The organism is Chryseobacterium luteum, assembly GCF_000737785.1.
Classification (GTDB): domain Bacteria; phylum Bacteroidota; class Bacteroidia; order Flavobacteriales; family Weeksellaceae; genus Chryseobacterium; species Chryseobacterium luteum.
On sequence record NZ_JPRO01000011.1, the window covers coordinates 68,598 to 89,540 of the forward strand.

Annotated in this window: 20 protein-coding genes; 16 read left to right on the forward strand and 4 right to left on the reverse strand. The window is 35.3% G+C overall.

The annotated features are described in order from the left end of the window. The 16 genes from IX38_RS12700 (at nt 1) to IX38_RS12775 (ending at nt 17,597) form a co-directional block, all read left to right on the forward strand. Nucleotides 1–2,334 (forward strand): GumC family protein, encoded by a 2,334-nt coding sequence (locus tag IX38_RS12700; protein ID WP_034705574.1) that lies wholly within the window; start codon nt 1–3, stop codon nt 2,332–2,334. 2 nt (nt 2,335–2,336) lie between these two features. Beyond that, nucleotides 2,337–3,305 (forward strand): SDR family oxidoreductase, encoded by a 969-nt coding sequence (locus tag IX38_RS12705; protein WP_034705576.1) that lies wholly within the window; start codon nt 2,337–2,339, stop codon nt 3,303–3,305. Between the two features lie 21 nt (nt 3,306–3,326). Continuing rightward, nucleotides 3,327–4,619, forward strand: coding sequence for a nucleotide sugar dehydrogenase (locus tag IX38_RS12710; RefSeq protein WP_034705578.1), 1,293 nt, complete (start codon nt 3,327–3,329; stop codon nt 4,617–4,619). Nucleotides 4,620–4,639: 20 nt separating this feature from the next. Then, the gene (wecB, locus tag IX38_RS12715; protein WP_034705581.1) at nt 4,640–5,758 is read left to right on the forward strand and encodes a non-hydrolyzing UDP-N-acetylglucosamine 2-epimerase; all 1,119 of its coding nucleotides are present in this window, start codon (nt 4,640–4,642) and stop codon (nt 5,756–5,758) included. After that, nucleotides 5,759–7,069, forward strand: coding sequence for a lipopolysaccharide biosynthesis protein (locus IX38_RS12720; RefSeq protein WP_034705583.1), 1,311 nt, complete (start codon nt 5,759–5,761; stop codon nt 7,067–7,069). Further along, a complete protein-coding gene (locus IX38_RS12725) occupies nt 7,060–7,611 on the forward strand; it encodes an acyltransferase (protein WP_051884723.1) in 552 nt (183 codons plus the stop codon). Before IX38_RS12720 ends, IX38_RS12725 begins: the two co-directional genes overlap by 10 nt. Next, a complete protein-coding gene (locus IX38_RS12730) occupies nt 7,611–8,690 on the forward strand; it encodes a polysaccharide pyruvyl transferase family protein (RefSeq protein WP_034705585.1) in 1,080 nt (359 codons plus the stop codon). Before IX38_RS12725 ends, IX38_RS12730 begins: the two co-directional genes overlap by 1 nt. After that, entirely contained in the window at nt 8,680–9,762 is a 1,083-nt protein-coding gene (locus tag IX38_RS12735) for a glycosyltransferase family protein (protein WP_034705587.1), read from the forward strand. The genes IX38_RS12730 and IX38_RS12735 overlap by 11 nt, the downstream gene beginning before the upstream one ends. A 10-nt stretch (nt 9,763–9,772) precedes the next feature. Beyond that, nucleotides 9,773–10,858 carry an EpsG family protein gene (locus IX38_RS12740; protein WP_165570736.1) on the forward strand — a complete coding sequence of 362 codons (1,086 nt, stop codon included), beginning with the start codon at nt 9,773–9,775 and terminating at the stop codon, nt 10,856–10,858. A gap of 15 nt (nt 10,859–10,873) precedes the next feature. Further along, the gene (locus tag IX38_RS21990) at nt 10,874–11,926 is read left to right on the forward strand and encodes a hypothetical protein (RefSeq protein ID WP_051884725.1); all 1,053 of its coding nucleotides are present in this window, start codon (nt 10,874–10,876) and stop codon (nt 11,924–11,926) included. Between the two features lie 120 nt (nt 11,927–12,046). Further along, a complete protein-coding gene (locus IX38_RS12750; protein ID WP_034705590.1) occupies nt 12,047–12,967 on the forward strand; it encodes a glycosyltransferase family A protein in 921 nt (306 codons plus the stop codon). After that, nucleotides 12,957–13,532: an acyltransferase gene (locus IX38_RS12755; protein ID WP_034705591.1), complete on the forward strand. Its 576-nt coding sequence runs from the start codon at nt 12,957–12,959 to the stop codon at nt 13,530–13,532. The genes IX38_RS12750 and IX38_RS12755 overlap by 11 nt, the downstream gene beginning before the upstream one ends. 559 nt (nt 13,533–14,091) lie before the next feature. Further along, a complete protein-coding gene (locus IX38_RS12760) occupies nt 14,092–15,195 on the forward strand; it encodes a glycosyltransferase family 4 protein (protein ID WP_034705593.1) in 1,104 nt (367 codons plus the stop codon). Continuing rightward, nucleotides 15,188–15,793 carry a sugar transferase gene (locus IX38_RS12765; protein WP_034705595.1) on the forward strand — a complete coding sequence of 202 codons (606 nt, stop codon included), beginning with the start codon at nt 15,188–15,190 and terminating at the stop codon, nt 15,791–15,793. The genes IX38_RS12760 and IX38_RS12765 overlap by 8 nt, the downstream gene beginning before the upstream one ends. Before the next feature lie 23 nt (nt 15,794–15,816). Beyond that, entirely contained in the window at nt 15,817–16,410 is a 594-nt protein-coding gene (locus tag IX38_RS12770) for an acetyltransferase (RefSeq protein WP_034705597.1), read from the forward strand. 26 nt (nt 16,411–16,436) lie between these two features. After that, nucleotides 16,437–17,597 (forward strand): aminotransferase class I/II-fold pyridoxal phosphate-dependent enzyme, encoded by a 1,161-nt coding sequence (locus IX38_RS12775; RefSeq protein ID WP_034705599.1) that lies wholly within the window; start codon nt 16,437–16,439, stop codon nt 17,595–17,597. Nucleotides 17,598–17,688: 91 nt separating this feature from the next. On the opposite strand, the gene IX38_RS12780 is transcribed toward IX38_RS12775, so the two are convergent. The 4 genes from IX38_RS12780 to IX38_RS12795 all read right to left on the reverse strand — a co-directional run. Beyond that, nucleotides 17,689–18,267 (reverse strand): Crp/Fnr family transcriptional regulator, encoded by a 579-nt coding sequence (locus IX38_RS12780; RefSeq protein ID WP_228377953.1) that lies wholly within the window; start codon nt 18,265–18,267, stop codon nt 17,689–17,691. Between the two features lie 35 nt (nt 18,268–18,302). Beyond that, nucleotides 18,303–19,316 carry an NAD-dependent epimerase/dehydratase family protein gene (locus IX38_RS12785; protein WP_034705601.1) on the reverse strand — a complete coding sequence of 338 codons (1,014 nt, stop codon included), beginning with the start codon at nt 19,314–19,316 and terminating at the stop codon, nt 18,303–18,305. A 349-nt stretch (nt 19,317–19,665) separates the two neighbouring features. After that, on the reverse strand, nt 19,666–20,076 hold the full coding sequence (locus tag IX38_RS12790) for a hypothetical protein (RefSeq protein ID WP_034705602.1): 411 nt from the start codon (nt 20,074–20,076) through the stop codon (nt 19,666–19,668). 630 nt (nt 20,077–20,706) lie between these two features. Beyond that, a partial coding sequence (locus tag IX38_RS12795; RefSeq protein WP_034705605.1) for a rod shape-determining protein occupies nt 20,707–20,943 on the reverse strand: 237 nt, incomplete at its 5' end.

Consider the following 20,943-nt stretch of genomic DNA (forward strand, 5'->3'; position numbering starts at 1 on the left):
ATGCAGCAGATAGAATTTCAGGCAAAAGAGGAAAAATTAAATATTAGAAAAACCATTTCCCAATACCTCTATAAATGGCCGTGGTTTATTGCTTCTATTTTGGTTTTTGTAACAGGTGCTTACATTTACCTTAGGTACAGTGTCCCTCAATATCAGTCAAAAACCACCCTTAAATTTGATAAAAAAACAAGTGATCTTTCCTCCGCTCTGGCGGATCTTGATAACCTCGGGATAGGCCTGGGTAATGCGGATGAGCTGAAAAGTGAGGCTGCAGTGGTGAACTCAAGACCCATACTCATGCAGGTTGTGAAAAATCTTAATCTCAATGTAGAATATTTCAATGCAGGAGAAATTAAAGACTGGCAGCTTTTTACCAAGGCTCCTATAACTGCAAAGATATTAACCTATACCAAGGCAAAATTTGTATCCTCTTTCTACACCCTGACAGAAATAAAAGGTGACCAGTTCATTCTTCACAACGAAAAAAAGGATGTTGCAGGAAAATTTAATATTCCTGTACAGCTGGATTTTGGAACAGTGATACTTCAGAGAAATTCTGCGATTACTCCCAAATCAGAGTATAAAATTGTTTTTTCGAATCCCATTGAGAAGGTAAAAAAGCTGGAAAAAACAATACAGGTGAACCTGCCGGATGAAAAATCCATGCTGATGGAAATCACCCTGATAGGATCCCTTCCTGAAAAATCAGAGGCGATCCTCAACGAAGTCACCAAACAGTATAATCTCGACGGCCAGAGAGATAAAAATTTACAGGCTGTGAATACGCAGGAGTTTATTGATAAAAGACTGGAAGTTATCACGAAGGATCTTTCCGGGGTAGAAAACGAGAAAGAAGATTTCCAGAACCGTAACCGGATTGTTGATTTGCAGGCACAGGCACAACTGGCACTGCAAAATACAAGCGAAAACACTAAAGCTCTTCTTCAGCAGCAAACGCAGCTGGATCTTCTAAACTCACTTACAGCAGAAGCTTCAAAAAATAATAACCAGCTTATGCCCTCCAATCTTGGGCTGAATGCTTCGCTGGAACAGTCTATTTCCCAGTATAATCAACTTCTTATCACCAGAAACAAGACCATGAAGCAGGCAACCAATGAAAACCCTGCTGTCATAGAAATGAACAGGGAGATTGCCTCTTTAAAGGATATAATACGCGATAATATAAGCGAGCAGAAAGCAACCGTACAGTCGGGTATTGCCCAATTACAAAATCAGATCACAAACAGCAATGGTGTTATAGAAAAAGTTCCCGGACAAACTAAAGTGTACAGAGGAATCGAACGTCAGCAAAATCTTAAAGAGCAGCTCTTTTTATTCCTTTTGCAAAAAAGGGAAGAGAATGCGATTAATCTATCAGTAGATGTACCGAAAGCGAAAATTGTCAATCCGGCCTTTACAGAAGATATTCCGGTATCACCTAAAAAAGACATTATTTTTGCAGGAGCTTTTTTCCTCGGATTATTGATCCCTTTTGCAATGTTCTATCTGCTATTCAGTTTAGATGACAAAATTTATTCAAGAGATGATATTAAGGAGCGTTCCGGATTGGGAGTGCTGGTGGATATACCGTCCTTAAAAGATGATGAAAACCATTTGGTACAGAAAAATGACTTCTCTGAGCTGGCAGAGGCGTTCAGAGTTCTTGTTTCCAATCTTAAATTTGTTTTACCCACAAAAGATTCGGCTAAAATAATCATGGTGACTTCTTCCGTAAAAGGAGAGGGGAAAACCTTGGTCTCCGTTAATCTAGCTCTTACCATAGCGAATAAAAACGGAAGAGCCCTTCTGATCGGTTCGGATATTCGTAATCCCCAGATCCAGCGGTATGACAGTGAACCTGTAAAAAGAAAAGGTCTTACGGAATTTTTATATGATGAATCGGTGGATGTATCAGAGCTTATCCATACCTCCTATAGCAATCCTGAATGTGATATTATTTATGCCGGAGCCATTCCTCCCAATCCCCAGGAACTGCTTTCCAATGGAAGATACCAAAAGCTTATTGAGCAGATGTCTTCCCAGTATGCCTATATTGTTATTGACTCTGCACCGCTTATGCTGGTTTCAGATACGCTGAGTATTGTGGATGTTGCAGATGCAACCTTATATGTAGTGAGATCCGGAGTTTCAAAAAATATATTGATAGACTTTGCCAACGATCTTGTAAGAGATTCTAAACTGAATAATGTATCCTTTATCGTTAATGATGTGACAAGACGCGCAGGAGGTTATGGGTATAACTACAGCTATGGCTACGGTTACAGTCAGACCAAGGATAAAAAAAGTTGGTGGAATAAAATTTTTAAATCATAAAAATGCATAAAATTTTAATTACAGGCGGAGCAGGTTTTATTGGCTCTAACTTAACGGAGTATTTTTTAAATAAAGGCTATAATGTGGTCTGCCTGGATAATTTTGCAACAGGACACCGTCATAATATCGCACCTTTCCTTGAAAATCCAAACTATACACTCATTGAAGGGGATATACGTGATCCGGAAGTCTGTCAGAAAGCTGTAGAAAATGTAGATTACATATTGCACCAGGCGGCATTAGGGTCCGTTCCGAGGTCAATTAAAGATCCTGTTACAAGTAACGATGTTAACGTTTCTGGTTTTCTGAATATGCTGGTTGCCGCCCGTGATGCAAAAGTAAAACGTTTTGTATACGCAGCTTCATCATCTACATATGGTGACTCTGCATCACTGCCTAAAGTAGAGGACGTGATCGGGAAGCCGCTATCGCCATATGCCATTACCAAATATGTAAATGAACTGTATGCTGATGTCTTTGGAAAAACTTACGGAATGCAGTGCATTGGTTTAAGGTATTTCAATGTATTTGGACGCAGACAGGATCCTAACGGGGCTTATGCTGCTGTGATTCCTTTATTTGTAAAGCAGTTAATCAGCCACGAATCTCCTACCATTAATGGGACTGGAGATTATTCTCGTGATTTCACATACATAGATAATGTCATTCAGATGAATGAACGGGCTATGCTTACGGATAACCCTGAAGCGGTGAATACCGTTTACAATACAGCAGTAGGTGACCGTACTACATTGAATGATCTGATCGGATACCTTAAAAAATATTTAAGCGAATTCGATGGGGAAATTGCTGATGTGAATGTTGTATACGGTCCGAACCGTATCGGTGATATCCCGCACTCACTGGCATCCGTGGAAAAAGCAGAAAAATTATTAGGATACAAACCTACCCATACCATAGAAAAAGGCTTGAAAGAAGCTATCAGCTGGTATTGGGAAAATTTAAAATAAACAAGTTTAAATCGAGTTTTTGTGGAAAAACAATATAAAATTGCCGTTATCGGATTAGGATACGTAGGTCTGCCTTTAGCACGATTATTTGCAACGCAGTATCCGGTTGTAGGTTTTGATATCAATCAGAAAAGAATTGAAGAATTAAATACGGGATCAGACAGTACTCTGGAAGTAGAGGACGAAGTGTTGAAAGCCGTATTAAAGCAGGAAAATCCTTTTTATCAAACCAGTGAAAATGGATTGTACTGTTCTGATGATATGAAGGATATCCGGGATGCGAATATCTATATTATTACGGTTCCTACACCGGTTGATAAGCATAACCGTCCCGATCTGACACCATTGTATAAATCTTCGGAAACGGTAGGTAAAGTATTGTCGGAAGGAGATATTGTGATTTACGAATCCACTGTATATCCGGGAGCTACCGAAGAGGAATGTATTCCTGTTCTGGAAAAGGTTTCTGGAATGAAGTTCAATCAGGACTTCTTTGCAGGTTATTCTCCTGAGCGTATTAATCCGGGCGACAAAGAACATACGGTAGAGAAGATCTTAAAGGTTACTTCAGGTTCTACACCGGAAATCGGAGAAGTGGTGAATGCTTTATATAAATCTGTGATTGTGGCGGGAACCCACCTGGCTCCGACTATCAAGATCGCGGAAGCGGCCAAAGTTATTGAAAATTCCCAGAGGGATATTAATATCGCTTTTGTGAATGAGCTGGCAAAAATTTTCAACCTTCTGGAAATTGATACCCACGCCGTATTGGAAGCTGCAGGAACAAAATGGAACTTTTTGCCTTTCAAACCCGGACTGGTAGGCGGGCACTGTATCGGAGTTGATCCTTATTACCTGGCACAGAAAGCACAGGAAAACGGGTATCACCCGGAAATTATATTAGCCGGACGCCGTCTGAACGATTCTATGGGGCAGTATGTGGCTTCCCAGCTGGTGAAAACCATGATTAAAAAGAAAATTACTATAAATGGAGCCAAAGTTTTAAACTTAGGGATAACATTTAAAGAGAACTGTCCGGATGTACGTAATACCAAAGCGGTAGATGTAATTCGCGGACTGGAGGACTATTCTTTGCACGTAACTACTTTTGATCCCTGGGCAAAACCTGAAGAAGTAAAACATGAGTATGATCTGAATGTCCTTAATGAAATTCCGGATGAAAAGTTTGATGCGATTATTCTGACTGTTGCCCATAAGGAATTTTTGGGTATAGATCTGAATCATTATCTGAAGGAGGAGGGGATTATTTATGATGTAAAGGGAGTTTTGGAAGAATGTGATTCCAGATTATAAATGTTTGTTTGCTTAAAATTATGAAGAAAAGACATCTAATTGTTTTTGGAACTAGGCCGGAAGCTATAAAAATGGCTCCTCTAGTGAAGGAGTTTCAAAAAGAAGAATCATTCGAGACTAAAGTTTGTGTTACAGCTCAGCATAGAGAGATGTTAGATCAGGTTTTAAGCTTTTTTGACATCACACCGGATTACGATTTAAATTTAATGAAGCCTGATCAGAATTTATATTCTTTAACGGCTGATATTATTACGGGTATGAAACCTGTTTTAGAAGATTTTAATCCTGATTATATTTATGTACACGGGGATACAACTACCACAATGGCAGCCAGTATTGCCGGTTTTTATTCCGGGTCTAAAGTATGTCATGTAGAAGCCGGATTGAGAACACATAATAAGAGATCTCCGTTTCCGGAAGAAATCAATCGGCAGATTGCCGGACGTATTGCTGATTATCATTTTGCTCCGACAGAACAGTCAAAGCATAATTTATTGGCAGAGAATACAAGAGAAGAAAATATACTGGTGACAGGAAATACGGTAATAGATGCGTTATTATATAGCTCCGACAAAGTTAAAAATATAGAGAATAAAGAAATAAATGCACTTAAAGCCCGTATCGATCCATCCAAAAAAATTATACTTGTTACGGGGCACCGGAGAGAGAATCACGGGCAGGGATTTATTAATATTTGTGAAGCCCTGAAAGAAATTGCTTCTGCAAATCCGGATGTTCAGATTATTTATCCGGTACATCTAAACCCTAATGTAAAAGAACCCGTATACGAAATTCTATCTAAAGTTGATAATATAGTATTGATAGAACCATTAGCATATCCTGCTTTTGTATGGTTAATGAATCAGTCTTATATGATCATTACAGATTCCGGAGGTGTACAGGAAGAAGCTCCAAGTTTAGGAAAACCTGTATTGGTAATGCGGGATACTACGGAAAGACCGGAAGCAGTTGATGCAGGTACAGTTATCCTGGTAGGTACGAATAAAGATAAGATTGTTTTGGAGGCACAAAGTTTATTAAAAGATACGGAACGATATAAGTTAATGAGCGGATTGCATAATCCTTATGGCGATGGAACAGCCTGTGAGCGCATTGTAAATTTTATAAAAAATAATTAAATGAATATATCTTCTCTGCTTAAAAAGAAGATGTTTAAGGAAACTTTAACTTATTCCGTAGGAAGTTTTGGGTCAAAGATTCTTTCATTTTTATTAGTCCCTTTTTACACCTACTTTCTCACTAAAAAAGAATTGGGGGAATACGATTTATTGTTAACAACAATAAGTCTTTTTGCACCGTTGGTTTCATTACAAATTTCAGATGCAGCTTATAGATGGCTGATTGATAAAGAATATATCAATGAGGAAGATAAAGCAAAAGTTATTACCAATTCTATAATAACATTGTTTATAGGGTATTTTGTTTTTTCAGTTGGTTTTTATATTTACATTTTTTTTAATGATTTTCAGTATCACACTTACTTTATAATCTTGATTTTTCTGAATTGTTTGTTGCCTTTACTGCAAAATATTCTCAGAGGTCAGGGAAATACAAGACAGTTTGCTATAAACGGAATTGTAACTACTTTTTTGATGGTAGTTTTTAATATTATTTTCATTTACCTGTTAAAATTAAATGTAGAAGGTGTTTTCCTTGCCAATATTGTAGCTTATGGCATTGCATGTTGCATGATTTTGTATAAAGTAAACATAGTTCAGTATTTCAGGCTGAAATATTGGGATCTTACACTTATCAGGTCAATGGCATCCTATTCTTTACCTCTCATTCCAAATTTAATGAGCTGGTGGGCAATATCCTCGGCAAGTAAATTTATCATATTGCATTATATGGGTGCGGAAGGAAACGGATTATATGCTGTAGCCAGCCGTTTTCCTGCATTGCTTTTAGTGATAAATTCTGTTTTATTACTTCCGTTACAGGACAGGATTTTAAAAGAAGAGAATAATACTACTTTTAATAGATTATTAAATAAGTTCATCCTATTTGAAATGATCCTGGCTTTTATCCTGGGAATACTGTCCCCTCTGATGACGGAAATATTGGTGTCCAAAGAGTATTTTGAAACCTGGCAATACATGCCTTATTTATATCTTGGAGTTGGATTTAATGCCATTGCAGGATTTTTAGGTTTAAAATATCAGAAAGAAAAAAATACATTAAAAATCACATTGACTACATTGCTTGGTGCTGTTGTATCAATAGTGTTAAGTGTTGTTTTAATACAATATATAGGGCTGCAGGGAATTTCCATTTCTTTTCTAATAGGATTTCTGGTGGTTTTACTAGTACGGTATATTGATATATATAAAAAAGACGCTTTTAATTTTAAATTTTTTATCATCATATTATTACCTGTGGTTTCTTATCTAAGTATTTTAATAATAAAAAAAGCTATCTCATGTTTTTAATTGGAAGATTAAATAGATTTATTGATCAGATTAAGTTTAATAAAACCAAAAAAAGATTAAAACATTTTGGTGAGCTAAATGATATAAACCCCAATATAAAGTTATTATTTCCTGATAGAATTTCTATTGGCTCATATGTCTATATTGGTCCCAATGCCGATATAAACGGACTTGGAGAAGTTGAAATAAACAACGGGGTAATTATTGGACCTAATTTAATCATTCATTCCGCAAATCATAAATTCAGAGATTCTAAATTTATTCCATATGATGAAACTTTTGAATTTAAAAAAGTGAAAATTGAAGAAAATGTATGGATTGGGGGGAATGTAATTATCACACCTGGTAGCCAGATCGGAGAAGGATGTATTATTGGTGCCGGATGTGTTGTTTCTGGAAAGATACCGGCACTCTCAGTTGTAGTGGGAAATCCTTGTAAAATAATTAAATCAAGAGATGCTGAACATTATTACAGATTAAAATCTGAAGATGCAATCTATCTGAAAAATAAATTATTAAAAAATATTAAACCGAAAATATAATGCATATATCAATAAAAGGAGCATATGGTGATAGTAATTTTGGTGATGATTTATTAATGATCGTATTTGAAGATTTCATTAATGCCAACATCAAAAATAAATCACTCAATTTTATAGGGTCTGAAAGCAGTTATGTTTCTAGATTTTTAAAGGATTCTTCCTATAATAATCAGCAGAAAGATGATGTATTGATTTATGGCGGTGGAACTCAGTTTTTTTCTTTTATAGAAAAGTCTACATTTAGGACTAAACTAAAAAATAATATTTCTAGTAATCCTGTTAAAATATTAAAAAAAGTATTTCATAAGATTAGTCCTGATAATGAAGCTGTAATTAGCAGCGAAAAAGCTTTCCTGGGTTTTGGATTAGGTCCGTTCAATAATAATATCCAGGCTATGGAATTTGCAAAGAACCAGTTAAAAGACTCCCTTTTTATAGGGGTAAGAGATGAAGTTTCTTATGGGTATTGTAACGATTGGAATATCAAATCATTTTTAGGTGCAGATGTTGTGTTCTCATCCTATTTTTACAAACATATTAATCCTGTTTCCAGGATTGATGCAGAAAATAAAATAGGAATTATTGTAAGAGACTGGGACTGGAAAAACAGCGCAGTAGATTATCAGGATCAGCTTGTGAGTTTTGTAAACTCTAATCCACATCTTGATGTCACGTTTATTGTATTTGCAAAAGATAAAGATCCGAAGTGGATGAAAAGGATAAAAAACTATAAAAGCATAGTCTGGCATCCCGAAACAATGGAGATCAATGATTTCATAAAAACTTTAAACACATTCTCTACATTTATTACAGCACGCTACCATGGGGCAATTATTGCCGGCTTATTAGGGAAAAAAGTAATCTGTGTTGAGATAGAGCCTAAATTAAGAATACTTACAGAGCAGATTCCATCATTTGCTTTATGGGGTGATAATTTTGATATTCAAAAGCTGGATGATTTAGTAAAATCAGATCTGCAAAATGATCATCAGAAGTATATAACCAGCCTCAGGTTGAAAGCAGACGATATGTTAAGCGAGTTTATAAAAATATTTAATAACAAATTTTATGGAGAATAAAGAAATTGTAATTGTTCATAAAACGAGTGTATCGGATTATCCTCCTTTACTGGCTTTTATAAGGTACCTGAATAAAAATAATTATAAGATACATCTTATTTTAGGCTTTGAAAAAGGAAACTTAATAGAGGAATTGAATAGTCTTTGCTATAAAGTTCACCTGACGGATATAAAGCCGTCTTCCAACAAGTTTTTATATTGGTTAACAATTAGAAATACCTTTTGGAAAATTATCAATAAAAATCAGTATCAGGAGAAATTAATCTGGATTCCTTCAGCAGATACTACCTTGGCTTTAGGTAAAAAATTGCTGTCATTAAATTATGTACTTAATTTATATGAATTGTTTGATTATGCTCCAAGGTATCTGAAAGGGCTTGAAAAATATGCAAAAAATGCGAAGCTGGTAATTTGTTCAAATTTAGATAGAGCAAATATACTTCGGGTTTGGTGGAAGCTGCCTACAACTCCCGAAGTTATTTTGAATAAACCCTATTCGGATATATCCGAAAGAAATCTACCTTTAACGGATGAATTGCTGAAGCTACTGGAACCGGTAAAAGATAAAAAGAAAATTATTTACCAGGGGGTTCTCTTTCCGGAAAGAGAATTAGATGGAATTTGTCGCTGCATTAATCAGTCAGAAGATTTTGCACTGATAATAATGGGAAAAGAAACAGAATATTTAAAAAAATTAAAAATAATCTGTCCTTCCATAATCCATATTCCGTTTGTTGCGCCTCCTTATCATTTGCATGTAACCAGCCATGCCGATATTGGGATATTAACCTATGATCATTCTTCTTTAAATAATATTTTTTGTGCACCAAACAAAGTATGGGAGTTCTCCAATTTTGGTATACCCATGATAGGAAATGATATTCCGGGGCTTATTAATACCATTGATGCAAATCGAATGGGGGAGTGTATTGATTTTAATAGAGAAGACCGGGTGTCTAAAACACTACATAGTATTTTAGAAAATTATACAGAATATTCCCGGAATGCTAAATTGTTTTACAGCAGTTATAATTATGATCATGAACTTGATCAGATTATGCAGAAATTGTAGGAATATAGAAATGGAAAGTATTATAGATGCATTTAATCTGAGGTTTACACTTGTTTATTTAAGTGTAGCATTTTTTGCTATAATCTTAATTAATGAGTATGTGAACAAAAGTAAAAATACTGATGAAATTCAGAATATCTTATTACTATTTTATGCATTGGTAATTATCCTTGTAATAGGAACAAGAAATAAAGTTGTAGGAACAGATTCTGCAAGAACATTAATTTATTTTAATGGTTCTCGAGTCATTAAATCCTTAAGTGAATTAAAAGATGTAGGAAGTTATTTTATATCATTATTTGCCCGTAAACTTAGTGACAACTATAAAGTGTTTTTTACAATAAACGCTGTATTGTATATAGCGCCTATTGTTATTGGTATACGAAATTTGACGCAAAAAAACAGATTCCTTGTGTTTTTTCTTATTACAAGTATGTTTTTCTTTAAGACTATGGGAATTAATACAACAAAACAAGGGATTGCTTTTTCTTTTTTCTTTTTGGCCATTACTTTCTATGATAAGAAAAAATGGCTGTCAATTGTATTTTTTATTATTGCGTTTTTCAATCATGCTTCAATCATAATTCCCATTATAATTTTCTTAACATCAAATGTATTTAAGAATCTTAATATTATATTTTTTATTTATGTAGCATCTACAGTATTGTCTTTAATTCATTTTGATTTAAATACATTACTAAGTAATATTCCAGGTGTTAATATCCTTGTACAGGAACGCTTAGATGGATATTATGATAAATTCGCTGCACGAAATTATAAAACAGGATTTAGAGTTGATTTCTTTATATTCAATACCATTTTTGCTATTATAGGATATTACACACTAAAAAATATAAAGGTTTTAGAGGAAAAATTGAAATACGAAAAATTTTATATAACCTATATGTTGACATCATCGTTTTTCTTTTTGATGTTTTCGGCTGCATTTAGTGACAGATTTGGTGTGCTGTCTTGGATTTTTATACCATTTTTAATGTATCCGTATACACAAACGAGAAGTAAAATTGGGTTCATCAATTTGTTTGGTATATTTTTAATTTGTTTTTTCTTATTTCTAATATTTAATTTTAAATAATATAAAGGATTTATTATGAGAATCATAAGCTTATTTTTGTTATTAAACTTGTTGCTATTTTCAAGCATTTGCTGCTCTCAAAAAAGAGAGAAGATAGTAATTGACTATTCATTAATAAAAACTCAAAATATTAATGTACAAACAGATGATTTTTTTAAAATCGAGACAATACTTCCAAAAGGTTATGTGAAAGATGGTACTGTTGATTATACACCCTATATTCAACAAGCTATCGATGCGAATAAAAATATCATAATGCCAGACTTTCCATTAATGACTACCGGCATTTTTCCACAATCAAATTCACAAATATATTTTCAAAAAAAATCTGCGTTAATACTAAAACCCACTGCCGATATAAGATATCGGATTATTGCTTTACATGCTGTGGAAAACGTTAAAATTTATAATCCTAGATTAATAGGTGATCGTGACAAGCATTTGGATACTAAAGGTGAATGGGGAATTGGTATTGATATAAGAGGATCAAGAAATATTGAGATCTATAATATGAATATATCTGATTGCTGGGGTGATGGAATTATGGTGATAAAAACAATAAATAATACCAGATCAGGTATTACTAAAGAAAAATTATTTGAGGTAGAAAATATAAAAATAATAGGAGGAATAATAAATAACGTCAGAAGAAATGGAATTTCTATTCAAGGAGGTAAAGATTTAATTATTAAAGATTTATTGATTGCAAATGTTAATGGTACCAATCCAATGGCAGGTATTGATATCGAACCTAATGATAATTTAAATGTATTACAAAATATTAATATTAGTAATATAAAAATAAATAATACAAACGTAGGCATAGATCTGCATTTGGGTAATTATGGAAGTCGGGCCATATCGAAATCGACTGCTATTTCTTGTTCCAATATTTCGGTAGAGAATTCTAATGTAGGAATTTATATTGCAGGTTTTAGGGCGAAGCCTGATGTACAAAAAATAGGAGGTTATTTTAAAATAGATAAACTATCCACAAAAAATGTTAAAAAACCTTTTGATAACGGGAAATTATTTGACCTATATCCTCAAATTCAGATGAAAAATTAATAAAAATAGCAAAGGTTAACAATTGAAAAAGGTGGAGTGTTATAATTAATTATTACAAAAGTTACCAGCTAGAGCAAAGGGTAAATAAATTAGAGAATATTTTAATATAAATGTTGTAGAATGAAATCAATAACAATCTTTACACCCACTTATAATAGGGAAAAAGAATTATCAAAGCTTTATGAAAGTTTAATAAGGCAAACATATCGTGATTTTGAATGGCTGGTTGTAGATGATGGTAGTACGGACAATACATCGGTATTTATTGGAAAATGTATTGATGAAGGAAAAATAACTATAAAATACCATAAAATTAATAATGGAGGTAAGCATCGGGCCATTAATAAAGGGCTGGATTTAGCGGAAGGAGAATTATTTTTTATTGTAGATAGCGATGATTATTTACCCGACGATAGCTTGGAAATTATTGACCGCCATTATAAAACTATAAGAGAAAATGATTCTTTTATTGGTGTTGTAGGCTACAGAGCATCTCCTAAGGGACATATTATTGGAAACAAACAGTTTCCTTCTTTTATAACAGATTCAAATTTAATAGAAAGAAGAGAGAAGTTTGGAGTTATAGCTGACATGGCAAAAGTTATAGTAACTAAAAAGTTCAGAGAATTTTATTTCCCTGAAATTGATGGCGAAAAATTCGTTGCCGAATCAATAGTATGGAATAGAATGGCTCTGAAGTATAAATTCAGGTATTTTAATGAGGCCATTTATATAACAGAATATATGGAAGGAGGATTGAGTTATAATAGTATTCGTAACAGGAGAAAGAATCCTAAATATGCAACACTACTATATAAGGAATTAGCTAATAACTCAAAAAGCCCTTTAAAACTTAAAATGAAATCTATAATTAATTATTGGAGATTCGCTTTTTGCAAAGACGAGAATGTATTTAAATTAATGAAAGAGCTGGGTAAATTTCCGTTATCATTTATTGGTTTACCGATTGGTTTTGGATTGTATGTAAGAGATAGCTTTTCAAATGACATTAATATTAAGAAATTAAATAATGAAAGGTAGAGATCAGTTTAAAAAGTATAAGAAGATTATTGACTTATTAGTTAAAATTTCTAGTTTCTTAGGTAAAAGTGGGAATGAATTTTTATTAAAAAAATTCAGAAATACAACAGGTAAATTGGGGCTTGTTTTAAGATATGTCTTTATAAAAAATTTAGCAAGGAAAGTCGGGGATAATGTATCTATACAACCCGGAGTATTTATATTTAATTTACAAAATATCGAACTTGGAAATAATATTAGTATTCATCCTATGTGTTATATAGAAGGAGCTGGAGGAATTAAGATAAGTGACGACGTATCAATAGCACATGCAACAACACTCATTTCTACGAACCATACCTGGGAAGATTTGACAATTCCCATAAAATATAATAAAGAAGTCTTAAAATCTATTTTCATTGAAGATGATGTGTGGATAGGTTGTGGAGCTAGGATTTTATCTGGTGTAACCATTAAACAAAGATCAATTGTAGCTGCAGGCGCTGTAGTAAATAAATCTTTTGAAGAAAATTCATTAATAGGCGGTGTACCGGCTAAAATAATAAAGAAACTAAATATTAATTAATATCTGTAATAACAAAAATGTTGAAAAATTAATATGAACTACTCCAGAAAATATTCTGTAATGATAATTAATATTATTAATCAGCAAATAAAAATCAATATTATGGCCGTAATAAATAATTTCTTAAAAAATGGAATGACAATTGCAGGAGGTAAAGAGATACTGTTAAAAATCTAATTTGGCAGTATGATGATTCACGCACTAAAGTAGTAACACTACTACAAAAAAACACACAAAGACAGAACGAAAATTTATTGATCTCCTGGAGATTATTGAAACAGTATTGATTTCAGAACCAAATTCTATGCGGATTAGGTTAGGTTTTTTAAGCTGATTTACAGTATTTTATGTGGAATTTTAGAAATTCACAAACAGAGGATTAATATAAGAAATATTTATAAAAAACCATACACAAAAGATATAAATGAAAATTATTAATCGGTTTCAAATGTAATAGCAATAATAAATAACATATTTACGGAATTTGAAAGCTAAATTAATACGTATAACAACAGTACCTCTTTCTTTAAAGGTTTTATTGAAAGGACAACATCGGTTTATGTCAGAGCATTTTGAGGTAATAGGTGTTTCATCACCAGGTAAAGAGCTGGCTGATGTGAAAAAAGATGAAGGAGTAGAAGTGATAGAGATTGATATGTCTCGTAAGATCACACCAATAAAAGACATTATATCATTATGGAATACCTATCGGTTTTTAAAAAGAGAAAAACCGGAAATTGTACATACCCATACACCTAAAGCAGGTATTGTAGGAATGTTGGCGGCAAATCTTGCAGGAGTTCCTCATCGTTTGCATACAGTAGCAGGTTTGCCTCTGATGGAATCTGCTGGTACAAAACGTAAAATTTTGGAGTTCGTGGAAAAATTAACTTATGCTTCCGCCAATATGGTTTATCCAAATTCAAAAGGATTATATGATTATATCTTGAAAAATAATTATACAGATAAGCATAAATTAAAAGTAATCGGAAACGGCTCATCAAACGGAATTGATACCTCATTCTTTTCACCTGGCCAGGTTTCCGAAGCACAGAAAGATTCATTAAGGAAAGAATTCAACATTAAAAATGAAGACTTTGTTTTTGTATTTGTAGGCCGTTTGGTAGGAGACAAAGGAATCAATGAGCTGGTGAAAGCTTTTTCTCTTTTAAATAAGACAGAAGATCCGCAGCGCAGGTTTAAATTATTACTGGTCGGTCCACTGGAACAGGAACTAGACCCGTTGCCTGAGGATATTTTAAAGGAGATTAAAGATAATCCTGATATCATAGATGCAGGTTTTCAGAAAGATGTGCGCCCTTATTTTGCGGTTTCGGATGTGCTGGCTTTTCCAAGTTATCGTGAAGGGTTTCCCAATGTGGTAATGCAGGCAGGAGCCATGGGACTGCCGAGCATAGTTTCCGATATCAACGGATGTAATGAAATTATTATAGAAGACCAAAATGGAATAATAGTTCCGGTTAAAAACAGTGAAAAGCTTTATAAAGCAATGGAAAGAATGAAATCGGACACACAATATTATCAGAAATTAAAAATGAATGCCCGGCCAATGATTGAATCCCGTTACGAACAGTCAGAGGTTTGGAATGCCTTATTAAGTGAGTACAAAAAACTAATTAAAGAAAGAGATTATCGTGTATAAATTTTTTTTTAAAAGGGTTATAGATTTTACGGTTGCATTAATAGGACTGATTTTATTATCACCTGTTTTCATTATTGTTACCGTCTTATTGTATTTCGCCAACCGGGGCAAACCATTCTTTGTTCAGGCAAGACCTGGCTTAAATGAGAAGATATTCAATATCATCAAGTTTAAGACAATGAATGACAGAAAAGACGCACAGGGTAATTATCTGCCGGATTCGGAACGCTTAACACCTGTTGGAAGTTTTATACGTCAGACTTCCCTGGATGAGCTTCCACAATTAATTAATGTATTGAAAGGAGACATGGCGCTTATAGGTCCCAGACCCCTGTTGCCGGAATACCTTCCTTTATATAATGAATCTCAGAGAAAAAGACACAATATACGTCCCGGCATCACAGGCTGGGCGCAGGTGAATGGTAGAAATGCCATCTCCTGGACGATGAAATTTGAATTAGATATATGGTACATAGATAATGTATCATTTGCAACAGATTGCAAAGTGATGTTCCTTACTTTAAAAAAAGTGATAAAAAAAGAAGGCATAAACCAGGCACAACAGGCCACGGTAGAAGCTTTTAAAGGAAATAATTAATTTAATTTAAATATACATAGAGTATGTATTTATACGGAGCAAGTGGTCATGGTAAAGTAGCGGCAGAAGTCGCTGAAGAGTGCGGTTACAATATTGAAGCTTACATCGATGAAAATCCGTCGAAAATAAAAGTTTTAAATTATCCCGTTATTCACGAAATTCCGCCATACAACATAGAAATACTTATTTCTATAGGCAATAACAGATTGAGAAAAAGAGTAGTTAACCGGGGTGGGCTGTTCAGTTATGTTACACTCCTTCATCCCAAGGCAGTAATATCCAAAAGATTAAAAATCGGCGAAGGAACTATTGTCATGCCCGGTGTTACCATAAATGCAGCAGTAAAAATAGGAAAACACTGTATCATCAACACCAATGCTTCAATCGATCACGATTGCACCGTTGAAGATTTTGTCCATATATCCCCGAATGTGGCGCTGGCCGGAAATGTATACATAGGCGAAGGAACTCATGTTGGCATTGGAGCCAGTGTAATCCAGGGAATAGAAATTGGAAAATGGTGTACCATTGGTGCAGGAGCTGTTATTATCAGCGATGTTCCGGATGGCTCAACAGTAGTGGGCAATCCCGGTAAAATAATAAAAGTAAAAGTATAAAATTTAGAATAGTAAAAGTAGAAAATATGGAATCGAAAATATGGCTGTCATCTCCCCATTTAGGAGGAAATGAACTGAAATACGTTAAAGAAGCATTTGATAACAACTGGGTAGCACCCTTAGGCCCGAATGTTGATGGTTTCGAGTTGGATCTGGAGACATTCTTAAATGAAAACGTCAAAATAGCTGCACTTTCCGCTGGAACTGCCGCCTTACACCTTGCATTAATTGAATGCGATGTCAACCATGGAGATGAGGTTATATGTCAGTCTATGACATTTTCCGCCTCTGCCAATCCCATTGTTTATCTGGGAGCTGTTCCCGTTTTTATAGATTCTGAAAAAGATACCTGGAACATGTGTCCCGTAGCCTTGAAGGAAGCTATAGAAGACAGAATCTCAAAAGGCAAAAAGCCGAAGGCGATTATTGTCGTTAATCTTTATGGGATGCCTGCAAAGATGGATGAAATTTTATCAGTGGCCACAAAATATGACATTCCTTTAATTGAGGATGCTGCCGAATCACTGGGCTCCAAATACAAAGGGAGAGCATGCGGTACTTTCGGACGTTTTGGGATTCTGTCATTCAATGGTAACAAAATTATTACGACTTCCGGAGGAGGCGCATTGGTATGCCATTCCCAGGAGGACAAAGAACAGGCTGTATTTCTCTCTACACAGGCCAGGGACAAAGCTCCCCACTATCAGCATTCTCAAATTGGGTACAATTACAGAATGAGTAACATCAGTGCAGGAATAGGTAGAGGACAAATGGAAGTTTTGAAGGAAAGAGTAGAAGGCCGTAGAAAAGTACACAGCTTTTATTCTGAAATTTGTAAAGATATAGATGGAGTAGACCTTTTTTCAGAGCCGAACTCCGATTTCTACAGCAATCACTGGTTGTCTGTTATCACCATAGACGAAGCAAAAGTATCCAAAAGCGCCGAAGATCTGCGTCTGGCATTTCTTGAAGACAATATCGAATCGAGACCTATCTGGAAACCGATGCATTTGCAGCCGATATTTCAGGATTCACCATATTACGGAGGGAAAGTAGCCGAGGGACTGTTCGGAAACAGCCTGTGCCTGCCTTCGGGATCTAACCTTTCCGATGATCAAAAAGAAAGAATTGCGAAAGTGATGATAGATGTTTTTTCAAATAAGAAAGAATATTCCGTTTTATCATAATTTTTTCCCGGACTTCAGTTGATTCTGATGACCGTAACATTCTATAATTTATTGAAAAGCGGGAGTCTCATAAAGGCTCCCGCTTTTATTTTTATAAAATCAGTTTCCTGCGGATCCGGCTCAGGCTTTCTGGTTTCATTCCCAGGAAAGATGCAATATAAGTAATGGGAACATTATGTAAGATTCCCGGATAATTCTCAATAAGTTTTGCGTAGCGCTTCTCTCCCGAAAGAGTGGCAAGCTCGGCTGAACGGTTTTCATTATAGGCGATGGACTGTTGGAAAATTCCTATGCTGAAGTCCTTCATAGCCCCGCTTTTTGAAGTCAGAGTATCAAGATCGGCCTTTGTGATCCGCAACAGCTCACATTCAGTTATACATTCCACATTCTCGTGGGATTTTGCTGTATTTACAAAATGAAAATAAGAAGTGAAAAATCCCGGAGGACAATTGATATGTGTTGTCACCTCATCACCGTTTTCGTTATAGTGAAACAGGCGCAGATATCCTGATATAATATAATAAAGATATTCCGGCACCTTTCCCGCTTCCTCAATAATACGGTTTTTAGGAAAAAGAACAGGTTCAAAATATTGAAAAATCAAATCCTCATCCACTACTGAAAGAGGATGCCTGGACCGGATAAAATCAATTAATTTCTGCTGCATCATACCTTACAAACTATGTCTGTTCAAATTTACAATTCCTATTTCAATAGTTCCTTATGCTCCATTAAATAAGATAATGCTTCCTTTACCGCCTGTTCCGGACTTTTAGGATTGAATCCCAGCTCTTTTCTCGCCTTTGTAATATCAAAATTTTGCTGTAAGCCCGAAAACATAGCAATATCTTTACGCGTAAGAACAGGAGCTTTTTTCTGTATTTTAGCAGAGAATTCCATGATCCCGGCAATAATAAACAAAACAGATTTTGGGACCGATCCCGGTATTTTGATCCTCAGTTCAGGATATAGCTTATTGGCAAGGATGGTAGTATCTGTAATGGTTATGCACCGCTCGTTGGCCAGAATATAACGTTCTCCGTCACGGCCGTTTTGTGCAGCCAGGTAGCAGCCTTCCGCAACGTCTTTTACATCGATCCAGTTCAGGGTGATTTTAGTATCCACCGGAATTTCTTTATTGAGGATCAGCTTTAAAACCCCGTAAGAAACATTCAATGGCAGAAAAGCCTCGCTTCCTATCATGGCTGAGGGCATTACGGATACTATTTCTATGCCTAGCTTCCCGGCCAGTTCAAAGGCAAGCTTTTCACCGTCATTCTTAGAATTGTAGTACATATCTCTCCGGTCAGGATTGTAGCCATAGCTTTCCCTGGTGGGCAGCTTTGTATAATCTAATGCTGCTATGGAGCTTACATAAACGATACGTTTTACACCCGCTTCTGCCGCCGCTTCAATAGTGTTCCGTGTTCCCTGGATATTGACATCGTAGATTTCTTTTTCAGGATCCTGTGCCCAAAGCTTGAAAGCGGCGCCGACTGCATAGAACGTGTCCACCCCTTGCAGCGCTTTTATAAAAGATGATTTATCGGTAATATCCGCCTGTACTACTTCACAGTCCAGACCTGCGAATGGCGCTTTATTATTAATATTCCGGACAGTGGCTCTTACCGGAATTCCTTTTCTGATCAGTAGTCTGACCAGGTTATTTCCTAAATGTCCATTGGCTCCGGAAACTAATGCCAGATTTTTCTGTGTCATGATACTTTAATTTTAATGACACAAAGTTGCTGTTCCTGCTGGCCAAAGCACTTGACTTTTGTTAGGTAATAATAATGGCAGAGCAGTCTTCAATATTCTTTAAACTTCCTTTTCAGGAAACAGTTTTTCATACTGGTTAAACTAGCCTGAATAAGATTAAAATAAAAATCAGGTTCAGGTATTTCTTATCCCGGTTATCTTATTCACATACCTTACAATTCAAAACATAAAGCCGTCTCATGGCTGAAAATGAGACGGCTTCATTGGTTGACCTGTACTTTACTTATTTGCCATCCGAATGAATGTACACAAGACGCAAATTAATAAAAATTACAGATGATTTGTTCTGTTACGACGCTTTACACATAGCATCCCACGTTGTCCAGAAATGGGCGTTAATAGCACCGGGAGCCGGGCTCGTACTGTCAGCAACAATACCTACCATTGATGCACAGTTGGAGTTGCAGCCTATTTCGTTACGGCTTCCTTGCTGAGGAGGTATCGCACGCCATGTACCGGTAGAACCGCTTAACAGTTCTACTTTAATATCGAACATACCCGAAAGATTAGGAGTCTGAATTTGTTTCGTTGGATCCTCACTGGAAATAGAATCGCTCCAGCTACCCTGTGAGAATGTTACGCGCCATGTTGTGATCATTTTAGCAGTATCGTTCTGAGGTGAAAGATAAACCCAGAATTGAGCTCCTCCTCCCAGGCTAAGCTGGCCTGATGAGTTTACGTTTGCATTTGTTTCTTGCATGTCAATTTATTTTAATGGTTATTTGTTTTAACGGCTTATTGCAGCGCGTTTCATATATATGTCAAAGTAACAAAGAAGAACGCATCTGTTTTAGAGTATAAATAACCAATTACAGCTTTCGGTGTAAATACTTAGAGGCTGTTTAAATTTTTAAATCCCGCTGATTTCCCGGATGACGCAGATTTTTATAACTGAAATAATCTGCTAAATTTTCTTAATCTGCGTGAGAAATAGGTTTCTTTAGTAATTATTTCTTTATAATAATTTTATTGAATAAAATTTAAATAACGTGAGTTCGGGTTAAGGGTTTAATTGGCTTATTTTATTTAAAACGCAATGACCGCAACGTGTTGTTAATCAAACAATTATATTTTTCGTTCACAAAGGCACTCTGTTCAGCAATTGATTGCAGAAGCCTTGGCTGAGTGAAACGCATTTGTGGACGGAAAATTATAGGCAACAAACTTGAGAAAGCCTTGCGTACATAGCGTTTAAATATATTCTATTTTCTTAACCCGAACTGAGGTTAAAAAATATCTGTATAAACAGGATTAAACAATAATCAGATTAAAACTAAAACAGGCTTCAAATTCTATGATTTGAAGCCTGTTTTAATTCATTTGGAGAACCTTAACTGCTCATAAGAAATCTAAACTTATTGATGTTTTTGAGGGCAATACCCGTTCCGCGTACCACCGCTCTTAAAGGATCTTCCGCAACACATACAGGTAATCCCGTTTTTCTGTGTATCCGGTCGGCCAGTCCATTCAGAAGTGCGCCACCTCCTGCAAGGTAGATTCCTGTTTTGTAGATGTCTGCTGCCAGTTCCGGGGGAGTCAGGGAAAGGGTTTCCATTACAGCATCTTC